At 57.2% G+C, this 18163-nt stretch carries 15 protein-coding genes and 1 riboswitch; of the genes, 4 read left to right on the top strand and 11 right to left on the bottom strand.

Annotation, left to right across the window (positions count from 1 at the left end; all coding sequences use genetic code 11):
* From EDC23_RS02780 to EDC23_RS02740, 9 genes are all read right to left on the bottom strand, one after another.
* The gene (locus EDC23_RS02780) at positions 1–834 is read right to left on the bottom strand and encodes an FAD/NAD(P)-binding protein (RefSeq protein ID WP_134080894.1); all 834 of its coding nucleotides are present in this window, start codon (positions 832–834) and stop codon (positions 1–3) included.
* Entirely contained in the window at positions 831–1940 is a 1110-nt protein-coding gene (locus EDC23_RS02775) for a 4Fe-4S dicluster domain-containing protein (RefSeq protein WP_134080892.1), read from the bottom strand. Before EDC23_RS02775 ends, EDC23_RS02780 begins: the two co-directional genes overlap by 4 nt.
* A gap of 87 nt (positions 1941–2027) precedes the next feature.
* A complete protein-coding gene (locus EDC23_RS02770) occupies positions 2028–2291 on the bottom strand; it encodes a hypothetical protein (protein WP_134080890.1) in 264 nt (87 codons plus the stop codon).
* A 546-nt stretch (positions 2292–2837) separates the two neighbouring features.
* Positions 2838–3914 (bottom strand): class II fructose-bisphosphate aldolase, encoded by a 1077-nt coding sequence (gene fba, locus EDC23_RS02765; protein WP_134080888.1) that lies wholly within the window; start codon positions 3912–3914, stop codon positions 2838–2840.
* A gap of 68 nt (positions 3915–3982) precedes the next feature.
* Positions 3983–5443, bottom strand: coding sequence for a pyruvate kinase (pyk, locus tag EDC23_RS02760; protein WP_134080886.1), 1461 nt, complete (start codon positions 5441–5443; stop codon positions 3983–3985).
* A 123-nt stretch (positions 5444–5566) separates the two neighbouring features.
* Complete coding sequence (locus tag EDC23_RS02755; protein ID WP_134080884.1) at positions 5567–6751, bottom strand: phosphoglycerate kinase; 1185 nt, start codon at positions 6749–6751, stop codon at positions 5567–5569.
* A 188-nt stretch (positions 6752–6939) separates the two neighbouring features.
* Entirely contained in the window at positions 6940–7941 is a 1002-nt protein-coding gene (gene gap, locus EDC23_RS02750) for a type I glyceraldehyde-3-phosphate dehydrogenase (protein WP_134080882.1), read from the bottom strand.
* Positions 7942–7982: 41 nt separating this feature from the next.
* The gene (gene tkt, locus EDC23_RS02745; RefSeq protein WP_134080880.1) at positions 7983–9971 is read right to left on the bottom strand and encodes a transketolase; all 1989 of its coding nucleotides are present in this window, start codon (positions 9969–9971) and stop codon (positions 7983–7985) included.
* A 376-nt stretch (positions 9972–10347) separates the two neighbouring features.
* A complete protein-coding gene (locus EDC23_RS02740) occupies positions 10348–10911 on the bottom strand; it encodes a thioredoxin family protein (protein WP_134081292.1) in 564 nt (187 codons plus the stop codon).
* A 150-nt stretch (positions 10912–11061) separates the two neighbouring features.
* On the opposite strand from EDC23_RS02740, the gene EDC23_RS02735 reads away from it, so the two are divergent.
* Positions 11062–11871 (top strand): phosphate/phosphite/phosphonate ABC transporter substrate-binding protein, encoded by an 810-nt coding sequence (locus tag EDC23_RS02735; RefSeq protein WP_134080878.1) that lies wholly within the window; start codon positions 11062–11064, stop codon positions 11869–11871.
* A 179-nt stretch (positions 11872–12050) separates the two neighbouring features.
* On the opposite strand, the gene EDC23_RS02730 is transcribed toward EDC23_RS02735, so the two are convergent.
* Both EDC23_RS02730 and EDC23_RS02725 read right to left on the bottom strand, forming a co-directional pair.
* Positions 12051–12893, bottom strand: a complete 843-nt coding sequence (locus EDC23_RS02730; RefSeq protein ID WP_134080876.1) for an SAM-dependent methyltransferase — start codon at positions 12891–12893, stop codon at positions 12051–12053.
* Positions 12890–13705, bottom strand: a complete 816-nt coding sequence (locus EDC23_RS02725; RefSeq protein ID WP_134080874.1) for a glycine/sarcosine N-methyltransferase — start codon at positions 13703–13705, stop codon at positions 12890–12892. The genes EDC23_RS02730 and EDC23_RS02725 overlap by 4 nt, the downstream gene beginning before the upstream one ends.
* Before the next feature lie 710 nt (positions 13706–14415).
* Here EDC23_RS02725 and metK point away from each other — a divergent pair.
* From metK to metF, 3 genes are all read left to right on the top strand, one after another.
* Positions 14416–15576 carry a methionine adenosyltransferase gene (gene metK / locus EDC23_RS02720; RefSeq protein ID WP_134080872.1) on the top strand — a complete coding sequence of 387 codons (1161 nt, stop codon included), beginning with the start codon at positions 14416–14418 and terminating at the stop codon, positions 15574–15576.
* Between the two features lie 67 nt (positions 15577–15643).
* Positions 15644–15757, top strand: a riboswitch (S-adenosyl-L-homocysteine riboswitch).
* Positions 15758–15773: 16 nt separating this feature from the next.
* Positions 15774–17192 carry an adenosylhomocysteinase gene (ahcY, locus tag EDC23_RS02715; RefSeq protein WP_134080870.1) on the top strand — a complete coding sequence of 473 codons (1419 nt, stop codon included), beginning with the start codon at positions 15774–15776 and terminating at the stop codon, positions 17190–17192.
* Between the two features lie 88 nt (positions 17193–17280).
* Positions 17281–18135: a methylenetetrahydrofolate reductase [NAD(P)H] gene (gene metF / locus EDC23_RS02710; RefSeq protein ID WP_134080868.1), complete on the top strand. Its 855-nt coding sequence runs from the start codon at positions 17281–17283 to the stop codon at positions 18133–18135.
* Positions 18136–18163: the final 28 nt, after the last annotated feature.

Below are 18163 nucleotides of genomic sequence, written 5' to 3'. Positions count from 1 at the left end.
TCAGAAGCCCTTTATCCCCAGCAGCGGTTTGATCTCTGGATAATTGAACACCGGCCCGTCCTTGCAGACAAAATTGGGGCCATGCTGGCAATGACCACAATGGCCGACCGCACACTGCATGTTGCGCTCCATGCTCAGCCAGATGGCCGATTCGGGGACCTGGCGCGGTAACAACTCTTTCATCGCCGCGATCATCATCCCTTCGGGGCCGCACATCATCACGGTGCAGTTTTGCGGATCGAAATCGATCTCGCTGACCAGTTCGGTGATATGGCCGGTGGCCCAGGGCCAGCCGGCGCCACCCTGACTGGCCGCCAGGACCACCTGGGTATCGTTCTGCTTGCTCCAGGTTTCGTATTTCTCGCGCCAGATCAGATCGTCCGAATGTTTGACGCCCTGCATAATGATCAGGCGGCGGAACCGATCCCGACGCTTGAGCACGTAATTGATCACCGACACCACCGGGGCACAGCCCAGCCCGCCGGTGATCAGCACCACGTCCTTGCCCTCGGCCTGTTGCACCGGCCAGCCACGCCCGTAGGCGCCACGCACCCCGATGCGATCGCCTTCCTGTAAACCGGCCAGCACGTTGGTGACCCGACCGAGGCGACGGATCGTATGATCATAGGCATGTTCATCTTGCGGATCGGAGACGATCGAAATTGGCACTTCGCCCACGCCGTACACATACAGCATATTGAACTGACCGGGTTCGAAGTGATACTGCGCATGGATGTCGGGATCGGTGAAGCGCAGGCGCAGGGTGAAGATATGCGGGGTTTCTTCCAGGCGCTGGAAGATCTCGGCTTCATGGGGCAGATAGGGCGAGCTCATGCGTCGTCACTCCCGCATATCGCCTGCAGCTCTTCTGTCACATCGATACCGACCGGACACCAGGCGATACAGCGCCCGCAACCGACGCACCCGCTGCGTCCGTACTGATCGTGCCAGCTGCCGAACTTGTGGGTCAGCCACTGACGATAACGCTCGCGCGTCTGCTGGCGAATGGTCAGGCCATGGATATAACTGTGACCGGCCGTAAAACAGGAGTCCCACTGGCGTATATGCTCGGAGCTGCCCCCGTCCAGCGGGGCCAGTTCTTCTTCACTGTGACAGAAGCAGGTCGGACAGACCGAGGTACAGTTACCGCAGGAGAGGCAGCGCCCCGCCACATCATCCCAGCGCTCATGATCGAGATTGGCAAACAGCGCATCGCGCAACTGTTTCCCCGGGACCTGCCTCAACTGTTCGTGCGCCTTTTCCTGCTGTATTTCGATCGCCTCCCGATGTCCGTCGGTTACGGGGATCAGGTTGAGCCGCGCCATGATCGCCTGGCCTTCTTCGGTACCGGCCTGAATCATGAATCCGTCATCCAGCTCATCCAGCACCAGATCATAACCGGCCTGCGCCACCGGCCCGTCACCGGTGGAGGCACAAAAACAGGTTGAGGCCGGATGGGAACAGTTAACCGCAATCAGCAGCAGGTTCTCGCGGCGTGCGGCATAAGCCGGATCGGGAAAGTCACTTTCAAGAAAATGGCGATCCTGCAGGGCCAGGGCAGCCAGATCGCAGGCCCGGACACCGAAGATCGCCCGTTTCGGTGCCTCTGGCGTGGCCGATTCAAACTGCAATCGCCCGTCGTTATCCCGGTGGACGCGCCAGAGTGTCTCGCGGGGAGCGAACAAAAACGGTTTCAGGGCCTGGGGACCATTGGCCCAGGCGAAACAACGCACGTTGCCCTCATGGATCTCACCACAATATTCGCCGGGATACTGATTGACCTGCACCCCATGGGGCAGTTGCTCGACCTGGTTCAGGATGTCATACACTATGGCCTCGTTCTGCCATTGCGGGCCGATGCACTCATAGCCTTCGGCCTGGACGGCTTCCAGTAGCAGCGGCAGGCGCTCGCGCAGTAAATAAGCGTCCTTCTCCCCCATCCCTCGGCCCCGGCAAGTATTGAGTCTTCAAGCGTAGCTAGCGGGGGTGGTTGGCGTCAAACCAATCCGCGCTTTATTTGACGACGGTTAGCCGCGTACCGCCTGTTCCATGCGGGCCATGGCCGCCTGCCAGGGCTCATCGTGAATCCGGTTATCCGCCATCAGCTCCATCAGCCCGTAAGCCAGCTGCCGGTTTTCCGGCGTGAACTCCTTGAGCTTGCCGAGCATATACATATGCCCGGTCTTCTCCACATTCAGCGTTGAGACCAGCGCGAATAACAACAGCGATTGCCCCGAACGGGGATCGGCCTCGATGATCGACGCTACCTGTTCCAGTACATCATTCGACATGGCTATACCTGATTATTTATTTCGTTTTACCGCAGAGGCGCAGAGGACGCAAAGAAAGATAATTAAACTATGGAAGGATCTTCAGCTGAAACGCGAACTCTCTTAAAGGTTGTCACTGATACGTCCGTTCCTAATTGTATAAATAAATTTTACTCTGCGCCTCTGCGGTGAAATGTTCTTTTCCATAAAAAGTTGTAGGTCATGCTGGCGTTAGCCTGCGTGACACCCTTCGCGCTACGGAGAATGTCAGGTAGCGCTACGCGCAACCTGACCTACGCCTGCCTTCCGCGACAGGGCCCACCCCGCGAGCAACGCGAGTATTTTGGGTATTAGTACATCCATGTATGTCAAACCCCTCCTACAATTCCATAAAATATTTTCTCTGCGTCTCTGCGGTAAAAATTTTTTTCCCATAGCACACGCCGTTAACGTTATTAAGTACGCTAACGGCGTGCATAAATGGCACTAACACGGCACGTTGTTTGTGAAGTGCCATTAAAAAAGGCGGGCCGAGGCCCGCCTTTGCTACAGCGATAGTCCGTAGAGTTAAGCCGCTTTGGACTTGACCTTCGGATCCAGTTCGCCGGAGGCATAACGCTCAACCATTTTTTCCAGGTTGATGACGTCGATCTTGCTGGCATTGCCGGCGCAACCGAAGGCTTCGAAGCGGGCCTTGCAGATTTCTTTCATGGCCTTGGTGGATTCCTTGAGGAATTTACGCGGGTCGAAGTTACTCGGGTTGTCGGCCAGGTGCTTACGGACGGCACCGGTGGACGCCATGCGCAGATCGGTGTCGATGTTGACCTTGCGCACGCCGTGCTTGATGCCTTCCTGGATTTCATTCACCGGTACGCCATAGGTGTTACCCATGTCACCGCCGTGGTTGTTGATGATTTCCAGCCATTCCTGCGGGACGGAAGAGGAACCGTGCATGACCAGGTGGGTGTCCGGGATCCGCTCGTGGATCTCCTTGATGCGATCGATACGCAGGATCTCGCCGGTCGGCTCCTTGGTAAACTTGTAGGCGCCGTGGGAGGTGCCGATGGCGATGGCCAGGGCGTCCACACCGGTCTGGGCGACGAAGTCGGCCGCTTCCTGCGGATCGGTCAGCAGCATGTCCATGTCCAGCTTGCCTTCGGCGCCGTGGCCGTCTTCTTCACCCATTTCGCCGGTTTCCAGCGAGCCCAGGCAACCCAGTTCGCCTTCGACGGAGACGCCGCCGGCGTGGGCCATTTCCACGACCTTGCGGGTGACGTCGACGTTGTATTCATAGGACGCGGGGGTCTTCATGTCTTCCATCAGGGAGCCGTCCATCATGACCGAGCTGAAGCCGGACTGGATGGAGCGCAGGCAGACGCCCGGCGCGGAGCCGTGATCCTGGTGCATGACGACGGGGATGTGCGGGTACATTTCCAGCGCGGCGGTGATCAGGTGACGCAGGAACGGCTCGCCCGCGTAGGAACGTGCTCCGGCGGAACCCTGCATGATGACCGGGCTGTTGGTTTCGTCGGCAGCCTGCATGATGGCATGCACCTGCTCCATGTTGTTGACGTTGAACGCCGGCATGCCATAGCCATTTTCGGCGGCATGATCCAGTAATTGACGCAGTGAAATCAGGGCCATTTTCGGGACCTCCTTAAATGTGTGTTTCGGGCTATTTTACTGTGTTGCGTGTAATCTTAAAGTATTGATTAATTAAGGTTATTGTCCTGATCGATGCCATCGACATCGCCCACCCGGACGATGGTCATGGCATTGGTTCCACCCTGGACGCCCATCAGATCGCCCCGGGTAATCACGACCAGGTCGCCGTCCCGCACCGCGCCACGGCGCAGCAACTCATCAATGGCTTCCCGGTTAACGGCGGAGCGATCCAGATCGGCAGGCACATCGAAACTGACCGGATAAACCCCGCGGTAGAGAGTCACCTTTCTACGCGTCTCCACATAGCTCGTCAAGGCGTAGATGGGGATCCCCGAGCTGATGCGGGACATCCAGCGTGTGGTCGAGCCTGACTCGGTCAGGGCGGCGATCGCCTTCACCCCGAGGTGATTGGCGGTATACATGGCGGCCATCGCAATGGCCTCGTCAATGCGTTTGAAGCGGGTATCGATGCGGTGGTCGGAGCGCTTGGCGGTGCGCTGTTTTTCCGCCTCGCGGCAGATCCGGTCCATGGCCGCGATGGCGCTATCCGGATAGCGACCGCTGGCGGTCTCGGCCGAGAGCATCACCGCATCGGTGCCGTCCAGCACCGCGTTGGCCACGTCAAAAACCTCAGCGCGAGTCGGGATATGACTGGTAATCATCGACTCCATCATCTGGGTGGCCGTAATCACCACCCGGTTCATGGCGCGGGCCTTGCTGATCAGCTCTTTTTGCACCGGCGGCAGCGCGGCGTCACCGATTTCCACACCCAGATCGCCGCGAGCGATCATGATCACATCCGAGGCCTCGATGATCTCCTCGACCTTGTTCAGCGCGTCGGCGCGCTCGATCTTTGCGACCACGTGCGCGGTACTGCCGGCCGCCTCAACCAGATGCCGGGCCTCGTTGACGTCCTCGGCATTACGGGGAAAAGAGACGGCAATAAAATCCGCCTTCATCGCCGCGGCGGTCTTGATGTCTTCGCGATCCTTATGGGTCAGCGCCGGCGCCGACAGGCCCCCGCCCTGCTTGTTGAGTCCCTTGCGATCCGACAGCTCGCCACCGACCACGACCCGGCAGTGCACCTCGTTACGTTCACTGGTATCGACCCACAACACGATGCGACCGTCATCCAGCAGCAGGGTATCACCGCGGGTCACATCCTCTGGCAGCTCTTTGTAGGCCATGCCAACCCGTTCGACCGTACCGGCCTCCGGATCCAGCTTGGTATCGAGAATAAAGTTGTCCCCCTCCTTGAGCGTAATCTTGCCGTCCTTGAAACGCTCGATGCGGATCTTCGGGCCCTGCAGATCGCACATAACACCGACCTGGCGGCCGTGCGCGCGGGCCCGGTTGCGAATCTTGTCCGCCCGCTCCATGTGTTCCTCGGGTGTGCCATGGGAGAAGTTGATCCGGGCAACATCCACCCCGGCCTCGATGATCTTGTCCATGATCTTGGGATCATCGGTCGCGGGTCCGAGCGTAGCAACAATTTTGGTTCTTCTCATAGGTCTAGTGACGGGTTCCTGTTACCGGCCGGCAAATCTGCCGATTGGATAATTGATAGCAGCTGGCCGTTGTTCGGCCAGCTCTCATACGACTCGTTACTCGTCCCTCGTAACTCGTCACTGTTATTTTTTGGCACGCTCTTCCAGCATGGCCACGGCCGGCAGGGTCTTGCCTTCCAGGTATTCCAGGAAGGCACCGCCGGCGGTAGAGATGTAGGAGACCTTGTCATAAATATCATACTTCTGGATGGCCGCGATGGTGTCACCGCCACCGGCCAGGCTGAAGCCCTTGGCATTGGCAATGGCCATGGAAATGGTTTTGGTGCCTTCGCCGAACTGATCGAACTCGAACACACCGACCGGGCCGTTCCAGACAATCGTACCGGCGTTGGCAATAATATCCGCCAGCTGTTTCGCGGAATCGGGACCGATATCGAAGATCATGTCATCCTCATCCACTTCATCGACCTTCTTCGCGACCGCCGGCTCGTTTTCATCGAACTTCTTGCCGACCACGACATCGGTGGCGATCGGGATGCTGGCGCCCGCCGCCTCGGCCTTTTGCATCAAATCCTTGGCCGTGTCGACCAGATCATCTTCGCACAACGATTTGCCGATCGGATGACCCGCCGCCTTGATGAAGGTATTGGCAATACCGCCGCCAACCACCAGCTGATCCACCTTGGTAGAGAGCGCTTCGAGGACGGTCAGCTTGGTGGAGACCTTGGAACCGCCGACAATGGCGACCATCGGGCGGGCCGGATCGGCCAGCGCCTTGGCCAGGGCTTCCAGCTCCTCGGCCAGCAGCAGACCGGCACAGGCGGTCGGGGCAAACCTGCCCACGCCATGGGTCGAAGCCTGGGCGCGGTGCGCGGTGCCGAAGGCGTCCATGACGAAAACATCGCACAGCGCGGCGTATTTTTTCGCCAGGGTTTCGTCATCTTTCTTTTCGCCGGCGTTGAAACGCACGTTTTCCAGCAGAACGACTTCACCCTCGGCCGGTTGCGGATCGTTGTCCATGTAATCCTTGGACAGGCGAACCTGCTTGCCCAGCTTGGCGGACATGTCATCGGCGATCGGCGCCAGGGAATTTTCCTCGTCCGGCACGCCTTCCTCGGGACGACCGCGATGCGACATCACCATGACCGCCGCGGCACCGTTTTTCAGGCAGTGCTCGATGGTCGGCATGGACGCGGTAATCCGCGCATCGGAAGTGACCTTGCCGTTTTTCACCGGCACGTTGAGATCGGCGCGAATCAGTACCCGCTTGCCGGACAGATCCAGATCAGTCAGTTTTATAAAAGACATGTTTGTTACTCCGTGTAAATTTTCAAAAACTATTAGCCAAACGGTCGGCGCTTGGCGAATAGTTCTTTTGTAATCATTCGTAATTAAAACGCGGAGAGCGCAAAGACGCGGAGGCGCAGAGAAACAAAATTATTCTCTGCGACTCTGCGCCTCCGCGTGCTCTGCGTTAATCAACCAACCCTGGCTGATTATTTAGCTACGTGTTCAAGGAAACGCAGCATGTTGCAGGTGTAGCCGTACTCGTTGTCGTACCAGGCGACCAGCTTGACGAAGGTGCCATCCAGCGCGATACCGGCTTCGGCATCGAAAATGGAAGAGTAGCCTACGCCACGGAAGTCGGTGGAAACGACTTTCTCGTCGGTGTAACCCAGGGTCTTGCTCATGTCGCCGGACTCGGAAGCGGCTTTCATCGCCTTGCAGATTTCATCGTAATCGGCATCTTTGTCCAGTTCACAGGTCAGGTCGACCACGGAAACGTCGGAAGTCGGCACGCGGAAGGCCATTCCGGTCAGTTTACCGTTCAGTTCCGGCATTACCACGCCGACAGCCTTGGCTGCACCGGTGGAGGACGGGATGATGTTTTCCAGGATACCGCGACCGCCGCGCCAGTCTTTGGCAGACGGACCGTCAACAGTCTTCTGGGTGGCGGTTGCCGCGTGCACGGTGGTCATCAGGCCACGCTTGATACCCCACTTGTCGTGCAGCACCTTGGCGATCGGAGCCAGACAGTTGGTGGTGCAGGAGGCGGCGGAGACGATACTCTGACCGGCATAGTCGTCATGGTTAACACCATAAACGAACATCGGAGCCCCGTCCTTGGAAGGTGCGGACATGACCACCTTCTTGGCGCCGGCTTCGATGTGCTTCTGGCAGGCTTCCTCGGTCAAAAACAGACCGGTGGACTCGACCACGATGTCGGCACCGACGTCACCCCATTTCAGGGCGGCCGGATCCTTTTCAGCGGTCAGGCGGATCTTCTTGCCATCGACGATCAGGTTGTTGCCGTCGACCTTGACGTCGCCGTCAAAGCGGCCATGCACGGAGTCATAGCGCAGCATGTAAGACAGGTATTCCGGATCCAGCAGATCGTTGATGCCGACGACTTCAATATTGTCGAAGTCTTTGGCGACAGCACGAAATACCATGCGACCGATACGGCCAAAACCGTTAATCCCGATTTTAATTGCCATGTTGTTTTCTCCCTTACTCTAAGGTTTATAAATCAAAATTGTTACAGGACGTCTTCAACGGCTTTGGTGACGTTGTCGACGGTGAAACCGAAGTATTCAAACAGCTTGCCGGCCGGCGCCGATTCGCCGAAGCGGTTCAGGCCGACGATCTTGCCGTTGAGTCCGGCGTACTTGTACCAGCCGTCGGTGACTCCGGCCTCGACCACCACCCGGGCAGTCACGGCTGCGGGTATCACGGACTCGCGATAAGCTTCGTCCTGGGCTTCGAACACGTCGACGGAGGGCATGGAGACCACGCGGATCTTCTTGCCGGACAGTTTTTCGGCCGCTCCCATCGCCAGCGCAACTTCCGAACCGGTGGCAATAATAATCGCATCCGGCGTACCGTCGCAGTCTTTCAGGATGTAACCCCCGCGGGTGATGTTGGCGATCTGCTCCGCACTGCGCTCCTGATGGGCCAGACCCTGGCGGCTGAAGATCAGCGAGGTCGGGCCGTCCTTGCGTTCCACGGCGGCCTTCCAGGCGACGGCGGTTTCCACGCTGTCGCAAGGGCGCCACAGGGCCATATTCGGCATCAGGCGCAGGGTCGCGATCTGTTCGACCGGCTGATGGGTCGGACCGTCTTCACCCAGACCGATGGAGTCATGGGTATAGACAAAGATGCTCGGTACCTTCATCAGTGACGCCATACGCAGGGCATTGCGTGCGTACTCGGAGAACATCAGGAAGGTGCCGCCGAACGGCTTCAACCCGCCGTGCAGGGTGATGCCGTTGATAATGGCGGACATGCCGAACTCACGCACCCCGTAGGAAATGTAGTTGCCATCGGCCACGGTCTTGGTGAGCATTTTCGCGTCCGGCCAGTTGGTCAGGTTGGACGGGGTCAGATCGGCGGAACCGCCGAACAATTCCGGCAGCGCCTTGGCAAACGCGGTGATGGCGCCCTGGGAAGCCTTGCGGGTCGCCGGTGAATCGGCTTTTTCCACGCACTCCTGAATCAGGTTGTTAGCTACCTCTTCCCAGTTGCCCGGCAGTTCGCCCTTCATGCGGCGTTCGAACTCGGCCGCCAGTTCCGGGTAATCCTTCTTGTAGGCGTCGAACTTCTTGTTCCACTCGGCTTCGGCCTGCTGGCCCTTCTCTTTGGCGTCCCAGCCGCTGTAGATCTCGTCGGGGATCACAAACGGCTCGTGTTTCCAGCCGATGTTCTCGCGGGTTGCCTTGACTTCATCTTCACCCAGTGCCGCACCGTGACAATCATGGCTGCCACACAGGTTGGGTGCACCATACCCGATCGTGGTCTTGGTGCAGATCAGGGTCGGCTTGTCGTTGATTGACCGGGCCTCATGCACGGCCTTGCTGACTGCGTCGGCATCGTGACCATCGACATCGCGGATAACATGCCAGCCGTAGGCCTCGAAGCGCTTGGGTGTATCGTCGGTAAACCAGTCGTCCACGTGACCGTCGATGGAGATGCCGTTGTCGTCCCAGAAGGCGATCAGCTTGCCCAGACCGAGGGTGCCGGCCAGCGCGCAGGATTCATGGGAGATACCTTCCATCATGCAGCCGTCGCCCAGGAACACATAGGTGTAGTGGTCGACGATGTGGTGGCCGTCACGGTTGAACTGACCGGCCAGGGTGCGTTCGGCGATGGCCATGCCCACGGCATTGGAGATGCCCTGGCCCAGCGGGCCGGTGGTGGTTTCGATGCCGGCGGTATAGCCGTATTCGGGATGGCCCGGGGTCTTGGAGTGCAGCTGGCGGAAGTTCTTCAGCTCTTCCATCGGCAGGTCATAACCGGTCAGATGCAACAGGGAATAGACCAGCATGGAACCGTGGCCGTTGGAGAGCACGAAGCGATCGCGATCATACCAGTTCGGGTTGGTCGGATTGTGTTTCAGAAAGTCGTTCCACAGGACTTCGGCGATGTCCGCCATGCCCATGGGCGCGCCCGGGTGGCCGGAATTTGCCTTTTGCACCGCATCCATACTCAGGGCGCGGATTGCATTGGCGAGATCTTTGCGAGATGCCATAAAGTTCCCCTCGGTTCATTAAATTGCAAAAATTCTGTTATCGGTACTGCCAGGGGCGAGGCCTTTTCTGATGGACTTGTTTCATCAGAAATGAGCACTCCACCCGCGCCGTCCGCCGGCGCGTCTGAATTCGGTTACTAGCTTCCGTCGGGATTGCCGTAATGATGGAAGTCGAGCATCGTTGTTGTCAGGCACTGTGTTGCCTGATGAAAATGCCGGTTCGGCTTCCTCCCCGGATCAACGAGGCCGGGATTTTCCCATTTTTTACCTGTGACGGGCAAGCTCCGGGTCCGCTACCGCGCCCGGAGCTTGCCTGGTTTATGGGGTAAACAGTGAATTTTATCGGCAAAATCGGCAAAAGTGGCCGGGGCCTGGCTCAGCCGCCCTCTTTCCACTTGATGGAGCAGCCCATGCTGGGGATCTGCTCGGCCGGGCCCCGGCCGGTTTCGGCCACCTGTACCATCGCCTCAAACAGGTCCCGGCGTGCGTCCGCCGGCGCGGTGTCCTTGCGACTGGCATCGAACCGGCCCCGGTACTGCAGCTCGAGAGCGGCGTTGTAACCGAAAAAGTCCGGGGTGCAGACCGCGCCATAGGCTTTGGCAACCTCCTGGGTTGCATCCATTAAATAAGGAAAGGGAAAGTCATACTCGGCGGCCACCTTCTGCATATTCTCGAACGAGTCCTCTTCGTACTCGCTCGGATCGTTGGCCATGATCGCCACGGAATTAATGCCGTGCTGGTCGCGCAACTCGCGGGTATCGCGTACCAGTCGCTCGCGAATGGCCTTGACGTAGGGGCAGTGGTTACAGATAAACATCACCAGCAGCCCGTTTTCTCCCCGGCACTGCTCCAGTGTCCAGGTCTGACCGTCGACCCCGGGCAGGGCAAAATCCACTGCCGGGGCGCCAAAATCACAGACCGGTGTTTCAAGACTGACCATCATTTTCTCCCTATTTTTCTAAACTTCTGTTCAGGAAAGACCGCTAACCCAGAATAGGACCGGGTAACGAGTTATGACTCTATTGGATTATTCCGTATCCGACCTGCGTCCTCTCATCATGTCACGCGTCATCATGCAGGAGGTTTTTATATGTCCCCCGTCACCCCTATCCGGCGGAGCATCGCTGTCACCACCGTGTGGTTGTTATGTCTGTTCGCCCCGATCAGCCATGCCGACACCTACACCCTGACCATACAGCCGATCATGCCCAAGGCAGAGACGGAGACCTTCTACCGCCCGCTGACCGCCTATTTAAGCGAACAGACCGGTCACGAATTCCGGATCCAGGCCCACCACAATTTTGTCGCCTACTGGGAGGCGGTTCGCCAGAAGTCGGCCGACCTGGTACTGGATCCCCCGCATTTTACCGGTTATCGGGTCGATCAGGCCAACTACCGGGTGCTCGCCAAAATCCGCGATACCCTCAGTTTCAGTCTGGTTACCAATGAAGATCTGCTGCTGTTTGAGCCGGCTGAACTGATTGGCAAAAAAGTGGTCACGCCGTCCTCGCCCAGCCTGAGCGGGGTCGAGCTGGCGCGCATGTTCCCCCACCAGATGCGTCAGCCTATCATCGTCAGCGAACCCAACTTTGAAGAGGCCTTGCAGCGACTCAGGGCCGGCCGCGCCGAGGCCGCCCTGCTTCCGACGCCGATGATCAGTGGCGACACCACGGTCAACACCGTCACGACTACCGAACCGGTCCCGCATCTGGCGGTCTCCGCCTCACCCGATCTGCCGGAAGAGGTCAGTCGCCAGGTGCAAAGCGCTCTGCTGAACGCGCATGAGAGCGAGGCCGGTCAGGCCATGCTGGAAAAAGTCAACATCAGCGGTTTTGAGCCGGCCGACAACGACCTCTACCGGCCCTACGCCGCCCTGCTCCAGGGGATCTGGGGTTACTAGTCGCCAGCACTGGCGACCAGTCGCTGGTATTGACCAATACTCTGGCTAACCCTGTAGGTCACGCTGGCGTTAGCCTGCGTGACACCCATGCCGATACGGAGAATGTCAGGTCGCGCTGCGCGCAACCTGACCTACTAGCCGGGGTAACGAGTCGCTAGCTAGCGACTCGTTACTGGCACTTATGCCGGTTTGCGGAAATGGAGGACGCCCCAGCGCAGATAGCCCTGGCTGCCGGCCTCGACCCAGTGGCCCAGGCCGGTGATCATGCGATCGATATAGGCGTCGGAGACCTTGTCGGTGATGCTCTCGCGATTCTGCTCCAGCTCGCGACGCACCCGGCCATAATGCTTGACCAGGTACTCGGTCATCTCTTCGATCTCCACCTCTTCCAGGCCGTTCTGTCTGGCCGCTTCGCGGTAAAACCCGATGGAGCCCAGTGACGGCAGGTGAATCCGGTCATAGACCGGCTGCAACACGCCTTCCGGGCAATCGTCGGCCTGCATCGGATCGGTCATGATCAGCTCACCGCCGGGCTTGAGTACTCGCGCGGCCTCGGCGATCACCCTGGCCCGCTCACTGCTGTGCAGGATGGAATCCTGTGACCAGACCACGTCAAAGCTGGCATCGTCGGCAGCAACCGATTCAAAACTGCCATCCCACACCTCGATCAGGTGATCCAGGCCCTGCTCCTTGTTCATCGCGCGATCGCGTTCGTTTTCCCGCTCGCTCAGGTTCAGGGCGACCACCTTGCAGCCATAGGTTTTGGCCAGATAGCGGGCCACGCCGCCGTAGCCGGCCCCCATATCGAGGACCGTTTTGTCGGCATCAAGCTTGAGCGTGATTTTGGAGGCCATGTACTCGACAGTGCGCCGGCTGGCATCGCGAATCGGCTCATCCTCGGACTGGTAAAGTCCGATATGGATGTCCTCACCACCCCAGACGTGGTAATAGAAATTATCGGCATCTTCGCTGTTGTAGTAATCGCGTGCCGTTTCTACGACGTCGGAATAGCCTTCACTCATTCGTTCTCCCCTTCGATATAGCGTTTTTCAGCCACGTGAATAAAGAAGTCCGGCTCGGCTTCACGATAGGTTTCCTTGAAGTCGCCGTAGGTGGTTACTTTCTGGAAACCGATATCACGCATCAGCTTGCGCACGTATTCCTTGCGCAGCGGGAACATGTTGAGATGATAAACGGATTTATCGGGAAACTCATAGCGAAAACGTGCCAGGGATTCATCGATATGCTCCGGGCTGGCCTTCACGTTATCGCCGCAATAGTAGTAGTTATGCGTCGGCTGAACCTGGTGATCCAGCAGGGCATCGTAGTTACGCTGGTCCAGGATCAGGATACCGTCATGGCGCAAAGTGGCATAAAACTCGGCCAGTGTCTTGCGGCGATCGTTGTCGCTATGCAGATGGGTAAAGGAGTTACCGAGACAAATAACGGCGTCATACAGGTCATGCACTGACTTGTTCAAAAAGCGCCAGTCGGCATGCACAGTGCGCAGAATGTGTCCGCGCTTGCGGCCGTTCTCAAACGCCTTGGCCAGCATTTCCGGGCTGCCGTCGGCACTGGTAACCTCAAAACCGCTTTCCAGGAGGCGAACCGAGTGAAAGCCGGTTCCCGCCGCCACATCCAGCACCTTCTTGGCACCGTGTTCCTTCAATAGCTTAATGAAGAAGTCGCCCTCGCTGTTGGCACGGCCGTCCCAGTCAATCAGTTCGTCCCACTTGTCTACGAAGCCGGAGACATATTCGTCTTTGTAGTGATCCGTATCACGGACTTTTAAAGGATCATTACCGAAATCTTGCGTTTTCTTTTCTTGGGTCACGTCGTTTTCCTTATCTTGTTCAACAGATGAAGAGAAAACGGGCCCCTCATGAGCCGTACAGCTATAGCACGTATCCTGTGAACAACCCGGTTGCCACTCTTCAAGCAACAGTAATTTATTACACCAGTTGTTTCAGGACTTGCGCCCTGGGCAGGGATACGAGCCAGGCTCGTCAGATTGAGCGTGTTTGCGGTGTTCGCAAAACAACGTTTGAGTATTCACCGACAGAAACTTGTCATAAAAGTATTCGCTGCCGGGATGATGAGGACCCGTGTTTGTGTAATCCCTATATCTTACCGTGTTGAGCAAAAAACGCCAGTATTTTCCCCGATTTCTTGCCGGATGACTTTGATAACCGCCTAAAATTGCCTGATTTTTCGGGAAATTTGCCCATTTTTTTCAAGTAGATAGAACATTTTTTGATTTATTCTCGCTATAAGCGACTATTTATACGAGTATTAAACAACATTAATACTATTGTTATAATAGGGGTACCGCCCTTTAATCCGGGGCCGTTTTCTGGCATTATATTAATGATTACTAATCAGGGTTGAATAAATACTCCAGACTAACCCGCCCTAGCTTTCGATACTCAAGAAAGCGTCTGCGAATTTAAGCTGTAACTTAAGCGATACCATGCCGTATACGGCGACATTGCGCCACGATATGTATCGGCGAACAAAACTTATAGAAAGAAAGAGAGGACTTTAATGGCTGAGAAATATATCTTCACCTCTGAATCGGTTTCCGAGGGTCATCCCGACAAGGTTGCGGATCAGATATCCGACTCCATTCTCGATGCACTGCTGGAGCAGGATCCCAAATCCCGTGTTGCCTGCGAAACCATGATTAATACCGGCATGGTTATCCTGTCTGGTGAGATCACCACCACCGCGCAAATCGATATGCCGACTGTCGTGCGCGAACGTGTCAAGGAAATCGGCTATAACAGCTCCGAAATGGGCTTTGACTGGGAAACCTGCGCCGTGCTGGTTGCACTGGACAAGCAGTCTCCCGATATCGCCATGGGCGTGGATGAAGGCGACGACAAGGAACAGGGCGCTGGCGACCAGGGCCTGATGTTCGGCTATGCCGCCGATGAAACCGACGTGCTGATGCCCGCGCCGATCACCTACGCGCATCGTCTGGTACGCCGTCAGGCCGAAGTTCGCAAGAACGGCACCCTGCCGTGGTTGCGCCCGGACGCCAAAAGCCAGGTCAGCTTCCGCTACGACAAGGGTGAGCCGGTAGGTGTCGACGCCGTTGTACTGTCGACCCAGCACAACCCGGAAATCGATCTCAACACCCTGCAGGATGCCGTGATGGACGAAATCATCAAGCCGGTACTGCCTGAAAGCTGGATCACCAAGGACACCAAATTCCACATCAACCCGACCGGTCGTTTTGTTATCGGTGGCCCGGTAGGTGACTGTGGTCTGACCGGCCGCAAGATCATCGTAGACACCTACGGTGGTATGGGTCGTCACGGTGGTGGCGCCTTCTCCGGCAAGGACCCGTCCAAGGTAGACCGTTCCGCCGCCTATGCCTGTCGGTATGTGGCCAAGAACATTGTTGCCGCGGGCCTGTCCAAGCGCTGTGAAATCCAGGTTTCCTACGCCATCGGCGTGGCCGAGCCGACCTCTATTTCGGTTGACACCTTCGGTACCGGCAAGGTTTCCGAGGAGCGCATCGAGGAACTGGTTCGCGAACACTTCGATCTGCGTGCCGGTGGCCTGGTGAAAATGCTCAACCTGCTGCGCCCGATGTACGCTCCCACGGCAGCCCATGGTCACTTCGGTCGCGAAGACCTGGATCTCCCCTGGGAGAAGACCGACAAGGCCGAAGAGCTGAAGAAAGCAGCCGGCATTTGATAAAATGCGGTTTTCGGGGGAGGTCCGGCCTCCCCCTACTATAATGTAGTCATCAAGAATTCACTGGGGATCTGAGGAGCGCTGCAGCCTTGCTACCCAATCCGGTTGGAAATCAGCCGGATTGGGTAGCAGGGTCAGGCTCAGACCACCCAGTCTAAATAAACAACGGCGCTCACCGTGAAATACGGAGCTACAACATGAACGCTGTTCCCAAAGACTTTACAGATTACAAAGTCGCGGACATCAGCCTTGCCGACTACGGTCGCAAGGAGATGGATATCGCCGAAACCGAAATGCCCGGTCTGATGGCATTGCGCGAAAAATATGGCAAGGACAAGCCCCTCAAGGGCGCTCGTATCACCGGTTCCCTGCACATGACCATCCAGACCGCTGTACTGATCGAAACCCTGGTTGCACTGGGTGCCGAAGTACGCTGGGCTTCCTGTAACATTTTCTCCACCCAGGACCACGCCGCTGCCGCTATCGCCGCGCAGGGTATCCCGGTTTACGCCTGGAAGGGTGAAACCCTGGAAGAATACTGGTGGTGCACCGAGCAGGTACTGACCTGGCCCAACGGCGAACTGCCGAACATGATCCTGGACGACGGCGGCGACGCCACGCTGCTGGTTCACAAGGGTGTGGAATTTGAAAAAGCCGGTGCCGTTCCGGATCCTGCCCAGGAGAAAAACGAAGAATTCCGTGCCGTTCTCGGTGTGCTGCAACGCAACTTCGAAAACAACAAGGGCATGTGGACCAAGATGGCCGAATCCATCAAGGGCGTGACCGAAGAAACCACCACCGGTGTTCATCGTCTGTACCAGATGTTTAACAATGGTGAGCTGCTGTTCCCCGGCATGAACGTCAATGACTCCGTCACCAAGTCCAAGTTCGATAACCTGTACGGCTGCCGTGAATCCCTGGTGGATTCCATCAAGCGTGCTACCGACGTTATGGTTGCCGGCAAGATCGCCGTCGTCTGCGGTTACGGCGACGTCGGCAAGGGTTCCGCCCAGTCTCTGCGCGGTCTCGGTGCCAATGTCTGGATTACCGAAATCGACCCGATCTGCGCCCTGCAGGCCGCAATGGAAGGTTACCGTGTTGTCACGCTGGACGAAGCGGTTGGTCAGGCCGACATTTTTGTTACCACGACCGGTAACAAGGACGTCATCACCCACGACCACATGGCGGCCATGAAAGATCAGGCCATCGTCTGCAACATCGGTCACTTCGACAACGAAATCCAGGTCGAAAGCCTGCGCAAGTACGAATGGATCAACATCAAACCGCAGGTCGATCAGATCGTCTTCCCTGACGGCAAGCGCATCACCCTGCTGGCCGAAGGTCGTCTGGTCAACCTGGGTTGCGGTACCGGCCATCCGAGTTTCGTGATGTCCAACTCCTTCACCAACCAGGTGGTTGCCCAGATCGAAATGTTCACCAAGCCGGAAAACTATCCGCTCGGTGTTTATGTGCTGCCGAAGAAACTGGACGAAGAAGTTGCGGCCCTGCACATTGGCAAGATTGGCGCCAAGCTGACCAAGCTGAGTCAGGAACAGGCCGACTACCTCGGTGTCCCGGTTGAAGGTCCGTACAAGTCTGAACATTATCGTTACTAAACACTAAGGGACGAGTGACCGGGGACGGACGACGGAGTTAGAACATCAACTTCGTCTCCGTCCTTTTTTATCTCGTTAACTGGAGCCTATGGAATCACAAAAGAAATACTCACCCGTTTACAGTGTGGAGTTTTTCCCGCCCAAGTCGGAAGAAGGCGCGGAGAAACTGCGCAAGGTTCGCAAGAACCTGAACAAAGGCATGCAACCGCGTTATTACTCGGTCACCTTTGGTGCCGGCGGCAGTACCCAGCAAGGGACATTCGACACTGTCGCTGAGATCCAGAAATCCGGTGATGATGCCGCGCCGCATCTGTCCTGCATTGGTACAACCAAGGACGGCCTGCGGGAGCTGTTGAGCGGTTACAAGGAAAACGGCATCAAGCGTATCGTGGCCCTGCGCGGTGATATGCCCTCGGGCATGCGTGGTCCCGGTGAACTTCGCTATGCCAATGAACTGGTCGAATTCATTCGCGCCGAGACCGGTGATTACTTCGAACTCGAAGTGGCCGCCTATCCGGAAATTCATCCCCAGGCACCGTCTGCCTCGGATGATCTGAAAAACTTCAAACGCAAGGTGGAAGCCGGCGCCGATACCGCTATTACCCAGTACTTCTTTAACCCGGATGCCTATTTCCGGTTTATCGACGAGTGCGAGCGGATGAATGTTGATTTGCCGATCATTCCCGGCATTATGCCGATTATCAATTACAAGCAACTGTCACGCTTTTCCGATATGTGTGGCGCTGATATCCCGCGCTGGATTCGCAAGCGCCTGGAAGATTTTGGCGACGATAAGGAATCCATTAAACAGTTCGGTGAAGAGGTTATCACGGATCTCTGTCATACCCTGCTCGAGGCCGGCGCGCCCGGACTGCATTTCTATTGTATGAACCAGTCCGCCCCGACCCTGGCGATCTGGAAAAATCTCGGCATCCAGAACTGAACGACCCTGACAGGCTGCCGAACAACAG

This window comes from Thiohalophilus thiocyanatoxydans (assembly GCF_004366735.1).
Taxonomy (GTDB): domain Bacteria; phylum Pseudomonadota; class Gammaproteobacteria; order UBA6429; family Thiohalophilaceae; genus Thiohalophilus; species Thiohalophilus thiocyanatoxydans.
Note: the sequence above shows the minus strand (reverse complement) of the source record. Positions and strands in the feature narration are given on the sequence as shown.